This window comes from Streptomyces sp. NPDC104309, assembly GCF_055584025.1.
Window position 1 is genome coordinate 1 of sequence record NZ_JBVJMV010000064.1, and the last position, 12,946, is coordinate 12,946.

General features: G+C 69.1%; 13 protein-coding genes. 3 read left to right on the plus strand and 10 right to left on the minus strand.

Translation table 11 applies throughout. The features are described 5' to 3' along the window. Positions 1-290: DNA-directed RNA polymerase subunit alpha C-terminal domain-containing protein (locus ACZ68L_RS42530; RefSeq protein WP_469589144.1), on the plus strand; the 290-nt coding region annotated here is incomplete at its 5' end. A gap of 71 nt (positions 291-361) precedes the next feature. Here the strand turns inward: ACZ68L_RS42530 and ACZ68L_RS42535 are convergent. The 4 genes from ACZ68L_RS42535 to ACZ68L_RS42550 all read right to left on the minus strand — a co-directional run bounded on the left by ACZ68L_RS42535 (position 362) and on the right by ACZ68L_RS42550 (position 3,818). Continuing rightward, entirely contained in the window at positions 362-754 is a 393-nt protein-coding gene (locus ACZ68L_RS42535) for a hypothetical protein (RefSeq protein WP_469589147.1), read from the minus strand. Between the two features lie 8 nt (positions 755-762). Next, positions 763-1,536, minus strand: coding sequence for an SDR family oxidoreductase (locus tag ACZ68L_RS42540; RefSeq protein WP_469589149.1), 774 nt, complete (start codon positions 1,534-1,536; stop codon positions 763-765). Positions 1,537-2,085: 549 nt separating this feature from the next. Beyond that, on the minus strand, positions 2,086-2,568 hold the full coding sequence (locus ACZ68L_RS42545) for a hypothetical protein (protein ID WP_469589151.1): 483 nt from the start codon (positions 2,566-2,568) through the stop codon (positions 2,086-2,088). Beyond that, positions 2,565-3,818, minus strand: a complete 1,254-nt coding sequence (locus ACZ68L_RS42550) for an IS256 family transposase (protein ID WP_469589153.1) — start codon at positions 3,816-3,818, stop codon at positions 2,565-2,567. The genes ACZ68L_RS42545 and ACZ68L_RS42550 overlap by 4 nt, the downstream gene beginning before the upstream one ends. A gap of 111 nt (positions 3,819-3,929) precedes the next feature. On the opposite strand from ACZ68L_RS42550, the gene ACZ68L_RS42555 reads away from it, so the two are divergent. After that, the gene (locus tag ACZ68L_RS42555) at positions 3,930-4,148 is read left to right on the plus strand and encodes an IS3 family transposase (protein ID WP_469589156.1); all 219 of its coding nucleotides are present in this window, start codon (positions 3,930-3,932) and stop codon (positions 4,146-4,148) included. Between the two features lie 494 nt (positions 4,149-4,642). Beyond that, positions 4,643-5,320: a hypothetical protein gene (locus tag ACZ68L_RS42560; RefSeq protein WP_469589159.1), complete on the plus strand. Its 678-nt coding sequence runs from the start codon at positions 4,643-4,645 to the stop codon at positions 5,318-5,320. On the opposite strand, the gene ACZ68L_RS42565 is transcribed toward ACZ68L_RS42560, so the two are convergent. The 6 genes from ACZ68L_RS42565 to ACZ68L_RS42590 form a co-directional block, all read right to left on the minus strand. Continuing rightward, positions 5,294-5,701, minus strand: coding sequence for a hypothetical protein (locus ACZ68L_RS42565; RefSeq protein WP_469589161.1), 408 nt, complete (start codon positions 5,699-5,701; stop codon positions 5,294-5,296). The two genes, ACZ68L_RS42560 and ACZ68L_RS42565, sit on opposite strands and share 27 nt — an antisense overlap. A 342-nt stretch (positions 5,702-6,043) precedes the next feature. Beyond that, the gene (locus ACZ68L_RS42570; RefSeq protein WP_469589163.1) at positions 6,044-6,133 is read right to left on the minus strand and encodes a helicase; all 90 of its coding nucleotides are present in this window, start codon (positions 6,131-6,133) and stop codon (positions 6,044-6,046) included. Between the two features lie 347 nt (positions 6,134-6,480). Continuing rightward, positions 6,481-7,395 carry a TniQ family protein gene (locus ACZ68L_RS42575; protein ID WP_469589165.1) on the minus strand — a complete coding sequence of 305 codons (915 nt, stop codon included), beginning with the start codon at positions 7,393-7,395 and terminating at the stop codon, positions 6,481-6,483. Further along, entirely contained in the window at positions 7,392-8,429 is a 1,038-nt protein-coding gene (locus tag ACZ68L_RS42580; protein ID WP_469589167.1) for a TniB family NTP-binding protein, read from the minus strand. Before ACZ68L_RS42580 ends, ACZ68L_RS42575 begins: the two co-directional genes overlap by 4 nt. Next, positions 8,423-10,489: a Mu transposase C-terminal domain-containing protein gene (locus ACZ68L_RS42585; protein WP_469589169.1), complete on the minus strand. Its 2,067-nt coding sequence runs from the start codon at positions 10,487-10,489 to the stop codon at positions 8,423-8,425. Before ACZ68L_RS42585 ends, ACZ68L_RS42580 begins: the two co-directional genes overlap by 7 nt. A 74-nt stretch (positions 10,490-10,563) precedes the next feature. Further along, positions 10,564-12,096, minus strand: a complete 1,533-nt coding sequence (locus tag ACZ68L_RS42590) for a hypothetical protein (protein WP_469589172.1) — start codon at positions 12,094-12,096, stop codon at positions 10,564-10,566. Positions 12,097-12,946: the final 850 nt, after the last annotated feature.

Below are 12,946 nucleotides of genomic sequence, written 5' to 3' on the forward strand. Positions count from 1 at the left end.
CGCTCGCCGCCGATCTGGCACTGCCGATCGAGGAGCTCGAGCTCACCGTCCGGTCGTACAACTGCCTCAAGCGCGAGGGCGTCCACACGGTCGGCGAGCTTCTCGCCCGTTCCGAGGCGGACCTGCTCGACATCCGTAACTTCGGTGCGAAGTCGATCGACGAGGTCAAGGCGAAGCTGGCCGGCATGGGCATGGGCCTCAAGGACAGCCCGCCCGGATTCGACCCGACCGCCGCTGCCGCCGCCTTCGGCGACGTGGACGCGAGCTTCGTCGAGACCGAACAGTACTGAGCACTGCGCCGGGTCGCGCGGAGCCGGGAGTCGCCTCCCGGCTCGCACGGCCAGTCAGGCAAACGGCCACATCACGGCAGCTCAGATGCCCTGCCGGTCATATCCGTTGTTGTGCGGCGACCCCTACGGGAACCCCCGTCCCGGCGGGCGGCCAGTGCTGTGCGGGCCTGGTGGTCGATCTCGATGAGGTAGGGGGCGACAAAGCCGTGGTAGTCCGCTTTGCGTCTGGTCGGTAGATCCCGCCAGCCGGTGATGCGGCCACGGCAGTGGCGCGCACCGCACCGGCAGCGGGCGGCGAAGTAGTCGACCGAGTAGTTCCGCATCGCATAGTCGAAAGTGATCTCCTCGCCAGCAGTTATGGGTGCGCGGGCGACGAAGTCGTGCCGCTGGAGCCAGTTGGATGACCCGAGCAGGTCGTCCGGCTGCCAGGGCGCCCGGCTGGCGGTGGGATCAGAAGCAGGCACTCAGCGGGTCAGCTGGGCTGACCGGTGGGCATGATCGTGACCTGCTGGAGGTTCACCCGCGCCGGCAGCGCGGCCAGGAAACCGATGGTCTCGGCGATGTCCTGCGGCGTGAGGCACTCCATCGTCTCCTTGGCGCTCGTCAGCCACCGCAGCGCCGCCTCGTCCGTCGCATGGTTCTGAATCTCGGTGTCGACGATGCCCGGCTCCAGCGCCGACACTCGTACCTTCTTCGCGCCCAGCTCCGCCCGCAGATGACGCGAGAGGCAGCTCACGTACGCCTTGGTGGCGGAGTAGACGGCGAAGTGGGGGTAGATGTTCTGCGCCGCGCTCGAGGAGGTGTTGATCAGATCGGCCACCCCGCGCTCGGCGGCGGCCTTCACCAACTGCGGGGTGAACGCCCCGATGACGTTCATCAGCCCGGTGATGTTGACATCGATCTCCCGCTGCCACTGATCGACGGCCGCCTCGATCGGGGCGGGCAGCCCAACCCCCGCGTTGTTGAACACCAGGTCGGCGGTGCCCAGTTCGGCCGCCACCCGGTCGGCGGCTGCGCGCACCGCCGCGGCATCGGTCACGTCGACGGCCAGCGCCAGAGCGGTGCCGCCGCCGCGCTCGATCCGGGCGACCAGCCCGTCCAGTCGATCCGCGCGCCGGGCCAGCACGGCGACCCGAGCACCCAGGCGCGCCAAGTGCTCGGCCGAGGCCTCGCCGATACCGCTGGAGGCGCCGGTGACCACCGCCACGCGGCCGGTCAGGGGCTTGGCAAGGAGGTCCGTGGACATACGCCACACCGTCCGATCCGAATTCCGAAAGAAGCTCCCTCTGGACACCTCCAGCACACCACCCCCGAGCCCCCGTAGAGCCGTTCCACCGGGCCAAGCGCGGACAGATATCGACAGAGCCATCCGGCCGGCCCACACCGGGGGCATGGACCGCAGCGGCGGGCTCGCCGACTTCCCTGATGATCTGCGGGTTTTTGTCGGTGGTGGTTCGTGATCGTGTTGTCAGTCTGGTGGGTGTCGGGGTTTTGCTGTTCAGGCTGTTGTGGGTGGGGATTCGGGTGGTGACACGGATGCCGATCTGGTGCTGACGTCTTTGGTGATGGTGCGGGTCAGTTGGTTGCCGGTCGGTATGACGTGTGGTGCGTTGCTGCTGGTCATGAGCGTGCGGGCGATGTGCTGGGGCGCTGGCTTTCGGAGGCGGGCAGCCTGCGTTCTACCGGTTGGGTTTCAGTTTGTAGCGGATTCCTGTTGCGGCGAGGTGGAGTTGCTGTCCTTGTCGGACGGTGATGAGGGGGGGAAGGGAGGAATAGTCAAGATCTGTGGATCATGTCAGTCGCGGTGGCGTCGCTGGCGTAGTCGGCGACTGGCTTCAGCGCGGACGCGTCGGGTTCTTCCGGCCTCGGCGAGCAGGTTGAGGACGGCGGGTGAGGGTAGCGTCTCGACGGCCTTGCGCTGGAACCAGTCGGATCCTGTGGTGACTTCCTCCGAGCCCCACGGCTCGCCCACGGCGATTGACCGCAGCAGGGTCCATTCGCACAGACGGCGGGCGAGGAACTCCCGCTCCGCGCTGATCTCGGCCATCGCGCGGGCCCAGGCGGTGAACCCATCGTCTGTCAGCAGTAGCGCCGCGCGACGGTCGAGGTGGCGGATGATGGCCGACTGCGCCATCGTCGTGTCCGAGTCGCGCAGGATTCTGGTCACCAGATCGGCTTCGTCTTCGTCACGGACGACGGCCAGCTCATGCAGGTAGCGGGCGAAACGCTGGTGCTCGTCCTCGGCGGAACGGGCATCGGCACCGTTGAGGCCATTCACGCGGCGGCCGCCTCGGGGCGCTCGACCAGGCGACCGCGTTCAAAACGGGCGCCGGCCCGCACCAGCACCACGAGATGGGGTGCGTTGACCGCGCGCCAGCGGGCCTGCGCGGATTCGATCAGCTTGAAGACCATGGCGAGGGCGGCTCCCCGACTGCCGGCCCCCTTGGTGACCTTCGTCCGCAACCGGACCGTGGCGAAGGCCGACTCGATCGGATTTGTGGTGCGCAGATGGATCCAGTGCTCGGCAGGGAAGTCGAAGAACGCCAGCAGCTCGTCCTCGTCGTCCGTGATCCGCTTGACGACCTTGGGGTATTTCGCCTGATAGGCCCGCTCGAAATCACGGACGGCCCTGGCCGCGTGCTCCTTGTCCTCGGCGTTGTAAATCTCCTGGATCGCGCGCTTGGCCGCGGGCTGGGCCGACTTCGGCAGCGCGTCCAAAACGTTGGCCGTTTTGTGAACCCAGCACCTTTGCTGGCGGGTTTCGGGGAACACCTCGTTCAGTGCGTTCCAGAAGCCGAGTGCGCCGTCGCCGACGGCCAGGACCGGGGCCCGCATGCCCCGGCGGGCGCAGTCCCGCAGCAGCCCGTCCCATGCTTCAGACGACTCGCGGTATCCGTCGGTCATCGCGATCAGTTCCTTCGTGCCGTCGGCCCGCACGCCCATCAGCACCAGGACCGCGGCCTTCGCCTCCTCCAGGCGGATGCGCAGGTGGACGCCGTCGGCCCAGACGTACACGTAGTCGGTGGTGGACAGGTCGCGGTCCATGAACGCCCTGTGGTCGGCCTGCCATTGGACGGTCAGCCGCGTCACGGTGGCGGGCGAGAGGCCGGCCGAGGAGCCGAGGAACTGTTCGAGTGCGGGTACGAAGTCGCCGGAGGACAGGCCGTGCAGGTAGAGCAGCGGCAGCACCTCGCTGATCTTCGGGGACTTCCTTGCCCAGGGCGGCAGGATCGCCGAGGAGAACCGCTTGCGTTCGCCTGTGGCCTCGTCGATGCGCTTGTCGTTCACGCGCGGGGCCTTGACCTCGACGACCCCGGCCGAGGTCGTGACCTTCCGCGGCTGGTGATGGCCGTTGCGCACGACCAGGCGGTGACCGCTTTCGTCCCGCGCACCGGCCAACTCGGCTATGTAAGCGTTGACTTCCGCCTCCAAGGCGGCGGCCAACATCCGCCTCGCGCCCTCACGGACGATCTCATCGATGAGGGAGCCGTTTGGCGTGGAACCGTCAGGGTTGACTACGGTGAGCATGGGCGTGCCTTCCCGACCGGCGCTGCGAACGCCGGCCTACTCGGTGACCTTCAATCGATCACTCGGGAAGGTACGCCCCTCGCGTGCCACCCGAGCCCCGATCCACAGATCTTGAGCATTGCTCGCCGCGGGGAAAGCTTCTGGGCCGTACTCAAAGAGGAGACCGGCACCCGCTTCTGGCCTGACCGGGCCACCGCCCGCGCCGACATCTTCGACTTCATCGAGACCTTCTACAACAGACGCCGCCTGCGCAAGCACATCCACTGGGGCTACCTCACGCCCCATGAGACACGCCTGCGCTACCGGCAAGGCCAAGCCCTCGCGGCATAACAACAACGTGCCCGAGATCACGGGGAAACTTCAAGGTGAGAGATCCGCAGAGCATTGCTGTCATGGAGCGTTATCGCGTGGGAGGTGATGCTGTCTCAGTTTCGTGAGTTCTGATCTCCTCGGCTGGTGGGTGTTGGTGTGCTCAGGGGTGTGGATCAGGGTGAGCAGAACCCAGCTGCGGGAGGGGTGGGGCGGTTCGAGTGGGACTTTGCCGGCTGTGTCGGTTCGGGCGTTGCGGGGGCCGGCGGTGCGCCGGTTGCTGGTCCTGCGGCGGGAGGGGAAGCTCCCTTCCTGTCAGGAGGAGTTCATGCCGGTTCCCACCCCGCCTACGTCCGTTCCGCCGCCGGCCGCCGCTTCGGCATCGGCCAGCCCGGGCACGGCCGAGGAGATCGCTGCGCAGATCGCCGGGCTGTACGGCCCGGACGCGGAACGGATGGCGCGGGACGTTCGAGCGCGTCGGCTCGAACTGGCTGTCCGACTCGCTGCGGCCGGTGATGCCCCAGCACAACGAGCCCTTTCGCCAGCAGCTCGGCAGGCGGCACCCGCTGTCGCCGTGCAACCGGATACCGGTCGATCTGAGCGGCGCGGCGCTCGGCGCGCTGGGCCGCCACCATCTGGTCTGCGCGCTGAGCGACCTGTACGGCGAGCCGCGGCACCTGGTCAAGGAGACGAACCTGTTCTTCGCCACGGACACCGTGCTGCGACTGCTGCCCGACTCCCCGGTGGTCGTCCTCACCCGTGCCCCGATCGGCATCATGTCGTCGTTCGAGCACGGCCGGTTGTGGGAGCGGTGGGCGTACGGCGAGCGGTACACGCAGGTGGCGGCGACCGCGCGCTCACCGCGGCGGCGGACCTTCGCGTCGCTGGTCCCGCTGGACGAGCCCGCCGCCCCGGTCGCGCTGGCCTTCCGGGGTGTCACGGAGCAGCCCTGCGCTTCAGGGGAGCGGCGGTCCGGCGGGTGCCGCGGCGGGGTGGCGGCACTCGTGAGGCTGTGGGCCTGCGGCCTGACAACCAAGATCCACCTCGCCGCCGACCCGTCACGTTCTGACCGGCGTGACCACGTAGGGCCCATCCACCAGGACGGGCCCTACGTCGGTTCTGATCCAGCAGCCCTCAGGACGGCCGTGAATATCTGTGGGGAGGTGTTAATCCCAGCCCGTGCACGAATTTAGAAGGGTACTGCCTTCGAAACGGCCGACCTGTACTCCCACCTTGGATATACCACTGTCGAGTTGCGCCGTGGTGTAATAGGTGTGGCCAGTGTTATTTCCTTCGTACCAGTGATGCCACGTCCAGTACTTCAGCCTGCCCCCAGTGTCCTTGGTTACAAGCCTGACCGCCACATGATGCCCGTCCGCAAGTAGATCTTTAACGCCCAGATCTATGTAAACTTCGTCGTTGACGGCTCCCGACCACTGATATCCCGCGATGCCGTAAGCGCCCGTGGTAAAGCATTCGGAAATATAAGTCGGCGCCGCATTGGCCGTTCCGGTATTGACGATGATTCCCGCAAGCAACATAGCGGGCAAAGCAATGATGGAACGTTTCTTCATGAAATCCCTTTGTTTACATAAGCTTTTAATTGCGGCTATCGTATTACATGTCCATGCCGTATGCCAGTCGAAGATCAGACAGTTTTATAGACGCACGGCTGGATAGTGCTGGCGTCCACCGGCGGGGGCGACGGACCGGGCTCGGGATTCGTTTGGATGTATGCGATCTGAGACTGGGAGCACGACGTCGGTCGGCACCGCCCCCGTGCCGTGACCAACCGGCCTCCAGTCCGTCTGACCCACGAGCACACCGCGCCGACAGCACGAGACCCCGGGCGATGATGCCCGGGGTCTCTCTGTGCAGTGTCGTTCGACCGGTTCAACGACCGGCCGTGGCCGGTGTCACGTCCACTCCACCCCGAGCTGTACGAGGGCCTCGCGCTGCTCGGGGGTGAGCCGGTCGCGCCGCCCCCGAGCTGGCCTCCCTTGCATGGCCGGACGACGTCCTTGAACAATTCCTCTTCGACCACGGCGACAACGCCGCCTTCGTGCACGACTACGGCAGCATCGATGTGGCGTGGCTGACGCTCTTGCTTATTGATCTTGGTTGTGGCCTGGGGTTGCTCAGTTGTACTGGGTGGTGTGTTCGTTTCGTGGGGAGGTGAGCGCAGGGGCCGAGGGGTCAGCGATGGGCGGTACACGGGTTGAGCTGGCTGTTTGTGTTGCGCAGTGAGTTGAGCGTGATGGCGTCTTTTGTGCAATGTGAGTGGCGCGCCTATAGGTACGGCGAGTTGTCGGCCGAGGTGCTGGGGCCGTGGCAGCGCGGGGGCGCGGGCTGTTCAGCGGGTGGTGAGGCGTTGCCAGAGCAGGTCGTGGTCGGCGGGTGCGAGGTGGGGTAGTTGGAGGCGGCTGGCCAGGTGGTGGAGGAAGCCGGTCTGCTGGGTGCGTGTCAGGGGGTGTGGGGGCAGGCGGTCGAGGGCTGTGGCGAGGGTGAGGGTTTCGGGGTAGGTGATCAGGTTCCGGCAGGTCAGGGTGGGTGAGGCCGGGCCTTGGGGGATGTGGGGATTGGCAGTGGTGAGCCGGCGGAGACGGGTGTGCCAACGCTGGTGTAGATGTTGGTGGTGGTCGTACCAGCGCGTGGTGATCGTTGTTGACCAGCTCAGGGAGGCCGCCGTTGGTGGGCGGCGGGTGGTGAGGCGGGCGTGGGTGAGTTCGGGGACAGGGCGGATGTCGAGGGGCGTGGGGTGTCTGGGGTCGCTTGAGGCTTGCTGGTGGCGAGTGCAGATCATGGCCCGGGGCAGGTCCGGTGCCGGGTGGACCCATGCGGGGACGGCTTTGTGCGGGCTGCGGTGAGTGGTGCAGGCGGTGCAGGCCGGTACCGGCTGCACTGCGGGCTGGACGGGCTGCCAGCGGGCGATGGCGGTGTGGGCCATGCCGATGGCGGCGGGCGGGGGCCGGCGGGGCAGGGCGCGGGCGAGGTGTGCGGGTGGGATGCGGGTGAAGTCGGACAGGCGGTGGGCGGCTTCGTTGCTGAGGTGGATTTCGGTGGCGGGCGGGGGCGCAGGGGTGCCGGTGGCGGTGATGTGCAGGCCGTCGAGGAGCTGAGTGGTGGTCAGGTGGTATGTGTCGGCGAGGCGGGTCAGGTAGGAGGCGAGGGCCTCGCGGGGCAGTGGCCTTACGTGCAGTGCGCCGGGCGGGGTGGGCCACGTGGTGCCGGCTCGTTCCGAGGGGCGGCTCGTGGCGGGGGTGGTCACCGGCTGCCGGGCCGGGTGCGGCGGCCTGGGGTGCGGGGCCGGTAGTGCTCCTCGGCGAGGTGGTCCAGCGCGATGGAGTCCAGCAGTGGTTTCGTGATGCGTTCTTGGCCGTTCAGGAGGGCTTCGATGGCGGCTTGGCGGATCAGGCGGGAGAGGCTGCCGATCCTTCCCGCGGTCCGTTCGTGCAGGTAGGGCGCGAGCCTGGCCAGGGTGCCGGGCCGGTGCGAGGTGAGGTCGAGGGCTTGTTCCAGGGCGGTGATCAGTTCGCGGAACGGTTCGCGTCCGCCGGCGCGCGCGGGCAGTGCCCCGCAGTCGATCAGGGAGGCGCGTCCGGCCAGTTGCGCTCCGCGTACTCCGGTGAACACGGCGCTGGCGGTGACGTTGATGCCCGCGTAGACGAAGGTGGCGGGGATGCGTTCGGTGAGGTCTTTGAGCCAGTCGGCGGCTTCGGCGCCGCTGGTGGTGCGCGGGTTGAGCCGGTGGATCTCGTCGATCAGCACGAGCTTGACCCCGGCCGCGGTGTAGGTGTGGCAGACGGCGGCCGTGATCTGCGCGGTGGTCATACGGGCGGCGACGGGAATGCCGAGGTAGCGGGCGAACTCCGCAGCCAGCGTCTTGGCGGTGGCGCCGGGCGGCACCAGCACGTACGCCACGGGCACACTGTCGTCGCCCGGGGCGGCGCGGCGTGTGTGGGCGACGTGGCAGGTGCGGCCCACCTGCAGCAGCGCGGTGGTCTTGCCGGTGGTGGCTGGCCCGGTGACGATCAGCGACGGCCGGGCGGTGACGCGCTGGTGCTGTCCCAGAATCATCAGCATGCGCACCTGGCGTGCCAGGGCCTCGATGGCCGGGGTGCGCACGGTGACGAACTGCGAGTGGTAGGCCAGGCGTTCCTCCAGCGGCCGTGGTGCCTGGCCCGGCTGCGGTGGCGTCGGGGGCGTGGTGGCGGCGAAACGGGCGAAGGCGTTGAACGTCGTCACCGTCCCTGCCGCTGTCTCCCCGGCACCCGGGGAAGAGGGACTGGCGGGGGTCACCACAGTTCGGCCTCCTGGTCGGCGTCGTACAGGTCGAGGGCTGCGGGGTCTGGCAGCGGGCCGGTGCCGGACTCCTCGGCGCTGGTGCCGTCCCGGGCCCCGGGGTTGTGCCGGGATTCCATCGCGGCGGGGCCGTCCTCGATCCCAACCGTGTGGCGGCTCGGTTCCGTCCGGTCGCCCGCCGCCTGTGGCATCGCCCGTCGGGTGTGTGTGCCCGGCGCCTTCCTGGGCGGTGCCGCCTGTGCCGGGACGGCGGGCCGGGCGCGGCGCAAGACCTGGTCGGCGGCCTCGGCCAGGGCGGCTTCGTGCGCCTCGCTGCCCGCCCGCTGGTTCAGGGCGGCACGGATGTGGCGCCAGGTGGTCTCGCCCATCGGGGCGTGGACGTGATCGCGATGGATCCACGGGACCGTGTGCAGGTGCCCGTCGGGCAGCCGGACGTAGATCTGCCGTACGTCGTGCGGGTTGAGGCGGACCTCCCACCTGCCGCCCACGCCGGCGGGGGAGGGCCGGCCGCGGTGCTCGTTGAGCACCGCGTGGTCGTAGGTGCGGTAGTTGATGCGGATGCCGCGTCCGGTGACGGGGTGCCAGCGCACCGGCAGCAGTTCGAGGTAGTCGGTGCCGGTCAGGGGCAGCGGCACGTATCCGGACGCGCCCAGCAGCGCGCCCCACATCTCGTTCGGGGCCAGTGCCTTCCTGGGCAGGAGAGGGTGGCGCAGGCCCTCGTGAGGGCGCTGCTGCCAGCATGCGGTGATCCATTCGTCCAGCAGATCCTGCAACTGGGCCACGGTGAACTGTGCTTCGTCCTCGACCGCCGGACCGCGCTCGAGGACATGGGAACCGGTGTAGCCGGCGACGTGCTGGGCGAAGAGCGTGTTGATGCTGCCGAACGTCCTCTCGACCGCGCCCTTGGCGGCCGGGGAGCGGGGCGGAGCGGGCTGCACGCTCACGCCCAGGGTCTCGCAGGCGGTAAGGAACGCGGCGGAGACGTAGATCGCCCCGCGGTCGATGACGATCGTCTCCGGTACCACCACGGGCCGAGCTGCCGCCTGCTCCAGCCGGTCGTCCAGGGTGAGCAGCCGGTCGTAGGGGACGGCTGCGTGAGCCAGGCGCAGCTGGTCGGACCATCCCGGCCGCACCGGGTGGGGCACGGCCATCTCCGCCAGCAGCAGCGCAGCGTCGACTGCCTTGGTGCTGTCCTCGCGCAGCACAGCCGCCACCACCGAACGGGTCGCCACGTCCAGGGCGATCGTCAGCTCCGGCCGTACGGGGCGCCCGTTCTCGCCGACGGCCATCACGTCCAGCCTGGTGGTGTCGACCTGCACCAGCTCGCCCGGCCGCAGCGCCACCGTCGGCGTCAGGGGCCGCGACGGGGCGGCCGTGGCGGTGCGTGCCGGCCGGCCGGGATGCTCCAGCGGGTCGGCCAGGACCCGCACCAGCCGGTTGAACGTGGACGGCGGCGGCACCGCCACCACATCCGGCCCGTGGGTGTCGTCCAGGATCTGTCCGGCCAGCGCACGCAGGCCATTCAGCGTGCCGGTGGAGCGGCCCCGCTGGCGGCGCAGCGCCTCCAGCACGGCCGCCGTCACCCGCTCGTCCGCCCGCCCCGTCCCCCTCGCAGAGGACTTCCGGCGCCCGGGAACCAGGCCCCACAGGCCCCGGGCATGGTAGCGGGCACGCATACGGCGCACGGTGGCCCGACTGACGTTGGGCCAGCCCAGCTGGGCCAGCTCGTCGGCCTTGGACTGCTCCCGCTCGGCCATCGACCTCCGCTCGGGGTCGTACGCGGGGCGCGGTATCCCGCCGTCGGCCGGGCCGCCGGGCAGACCGGTCTCGATCTCGCGGATGTGCCGCTGCCAGGCCAGGGCCCTCTCCCGCTCCCGGGCGGGGACCGTCTCCAGAAGCCCCCACCGGTGCACACCGGCCACCGTGGAGCCCGCCACGGCGAACGAAGGGTCGGCGAACAGGAACGAGATCAGCACCGACGTAATCTGCCCATCTTCGTTGACCAGCGTCACCGAGCCACCAGTCACCGCGGTCACCTGCCAGGTACTGTGCTGGAACATCACGTGAGCTCCGAGCTCCACCCGCCTGCCGCTCCCGGTGGCGGTCACCGGACGAGCCGGACGGCCGGGTGCGTTCACCACTGCTCGGCCTCCGCCCACGCGTCCCACATCCTCAGCCCGGGCCCGACTCCGTCCACGTGTCGGCCCGCAGCGTCATGGTCCAGTACGGGCCCAACCGGCGAGATGGCCGTCCCGCACACCGGCATTTCCGCACCGTCCCGCCCGCCGCCCTCCACGGCCACGTCCGGGTCGGCGTCCTCGCTCTGCTGGGGCCGGCCCGGGCGGTGTGTGAGGACGTGGGCAATTCTGCGCTGCACGGTGGCGTCGAAGGGCCGCAGCGCGTGCGCGTGGTCGGTCCAGGGAACCGGGTGCAGCAGTCCGTCGGGCAGCCGGATGTAGACCAGCCGCACGTCGTAGGGATGGTGATGCACCTCCCACCGGCCGTCCTGCGTGGCAGGGCAGGGCCGCCCACGGTGCTCGTCGAGGCACTCGTGGTCATAGCGACGCCGTCCCAGGCGGATGCCCAGCTCGGTGACCGCCGTCCGGCTGACCGGCAGCAGGTCGGCGAAGTGCTGCCCGGACAGCGGCAGAGGAAGCGCACCGGCCGTGCCCTGCAGCACCTGCCACATGTCATGGGGGCTCAACACGGCCCGGGGCAGCAGCGGATGCCGCAGGGCCTCCTGGGGCCGCGTGTGCCACACCCCGGTGATCCACTCGTCCAGCACATCCTGCAACCGCGGCAGGCTGAAGCAGGCAGCAGCCCGCACCTGCTGATGCTCCTGCCCGTGCCCGTCACCCGTGTCCAGGTCGGCGGCGTGGCGGGCGAACAGCCGCGCGAGCGCGCCGAGTGTGCGTGATGTCCCGTTCCCGCCGCGCACAGGAACGGACTCAAGACTGACGCCGAGGCTCTCGCACGCGGTGAGGGACCAGGAGGTGACGGCCGCTGTGCGCGGGCCGACCACCAGCGTTTCGGGAACAGCCGCCGGCCGCGCCGCTGTCGCCCCGGCGCGGCCGTCCAGCCTCATCAGCTCCCCGTGCGCCGAGGAAGGCATCTGCGGCCGGCTCGGGCGTGGGACGGCCATCTCGGCCAGGAGCACCGACAGCTCGACCCCGGCCGCCTCATGGGGGTGCAGCACGGCAGCCAGCACCATGCCCGTGGCTTCGTCCACCGCGCCCGTCACCGACACCTCGACCGGATGGCCGTTCTCACCCATTACCACCACGCCGCAAGGGGCGGTGGCGACATGGACCCGCTCCGCGGGCCGCAGAGCAGCACACGGACGGCCCCCGCCCCGCCCCGGTCCGGTGGCGGTCCGCGCCGCACCGCCCAGTGGCTCAGCGGAATCCGACAGCGCGTTCACCAGCCGGTACAGCGTGCCCCGGGACGGGATCGGTACTCGACCCGGCCCGTGGGTCTGTGCCACGATCTGTTCGCTCAGATCGATGACCTTCTTCACCGTGGTTCCCTTGCGGCCGCGCAGTCGGCGCATCGCCTCCAGCACCGCGGCCACCATCCGCTCGTCCGTACGCCCGGTCGCCGACCTGGGACGCAGGGAGCGTTTGTCCACCAGGCCCATCAGCCCCTGGCGGTGGTAGGCCAGCCGCATCCGCTGCACCGTGAACCGGCTGATGTTCGCCCAGCCCAACTGCGCCAGTTGCTGACTCTCACTTCCCGGCCATAGGCGATCCTCATTCCGGTGTCATTTGAGATGGCTCCATGGCCTGCTAGATGCAGGAGAGACGCGGGGTTACTTCGGGCATGACATGAGAATTGTTGATGCAGGCATCTGGGAATCGCCCGTTCATTTCACTGAGGATCACAATACGAAGATGGCTGTGACCTGCTGTTTCACTCTGAAGGTGTTCAGTGAGGTGACCTCAACACGGCTCCCGCGTGTCGCCCGAACTCGCAGGTCTATCAGCTCACTCCCGTTTGCGCGGGCTCTACGTTCAGCGGCTCCAGGACGGCGAGTTCCCCGACGGGTCACTCCCGCTCGCGCAGGCTTTACACCGATCTGCGGCCCGTGCAGCGCATGAAGGACGCGTCACTCCCGCTCGCGCGGGCTCTACGGCGGTCGCACGATCGGCCAGGCCCTGGCGAACGCGTCACTCCCGCTCGCGCGAGCCCTATCGAGGGTGGATGAAGTGGCCGGTCATGCGGGCCGCGTCACTTCCGCTTGCGCGGACTCTGCAATCAGGTGTGGCCTGCGGAGTGGCAGCGGCACGGGGCACTCCCGCTCGCGCGGGCTCCACGTACCGTCCAGCAGCATCGATCCGCTGGGCGCTCGCGCTGACTCTGTCGGCGCATGCCTCGGTATGTGCGTTGCAGGACGGACCAGTCCCGCTCGCGCGGGCTCTACCCCGACACAATCGTCGTAGACCGGGGCAAGATCGGGTCACTCCCGCTCGTGCGGGCTATACCTCAAGCGTGAACCGATGCTGGCGTCACGGATCGAG

Excerpts from the sequence above, each read along its gene's own strand:
- ACZ68L_RS42540 (WP_469589149.1), bottom strand. The coding sequence starts at position 1,536 with ATGTCCACGGACCTCCTTGCCAAGCCCCTGACCGGCCGCGTGGCGGTG.
- ACZ68L_RS42550 (WP_469589153.1), bottom strand. The coding sequence starts at position 3,818 with ATGCTCACCGTAGTCAACCCTGACGGTTCCACGCCAAACGGCTCCCTC.
- ACZ68L_RS42560 (WP_469589159.1), top strand. The coding sequence starts at position 4,643 with ATGCCCCAGCACAACGAGCCCTTTCGCCAGCAGCTCGGCAGGCGGCAC.
- ACZ68L_RS42565 (WP_469589161.1), bottom strand. The coding sequence starts at position 5,701 with ATGAAGAAACGTTCCATCATTGCTTTGCCCGCTATGTTGCTTGCGGGA.
- ACZ68L_RS42570 (WP_469589163.1), bottom strand. The coding sequence starts at position 6,133 with ATGCAAGGGAGGCCAGCTCGGGGGCGGCGCGACCGGCTCACCCCCGAG.
- ACZ68L_RS42585 (WP_469589169.1), bottom strand. The coding sequence starts at position 10,489 with ATGTTCCAGCACAGTACCTGGCAGGTGACCGCGGTGACTGGTGGCTCG.
- ACZ68L_RS42590 (WP_469589172.1), bottom strand. The coding sequence starts at position 12,096 with ATGCGGCTGGCCTACCACCGCCAGGGGCTGATGGGCCTGGTGGACAAA.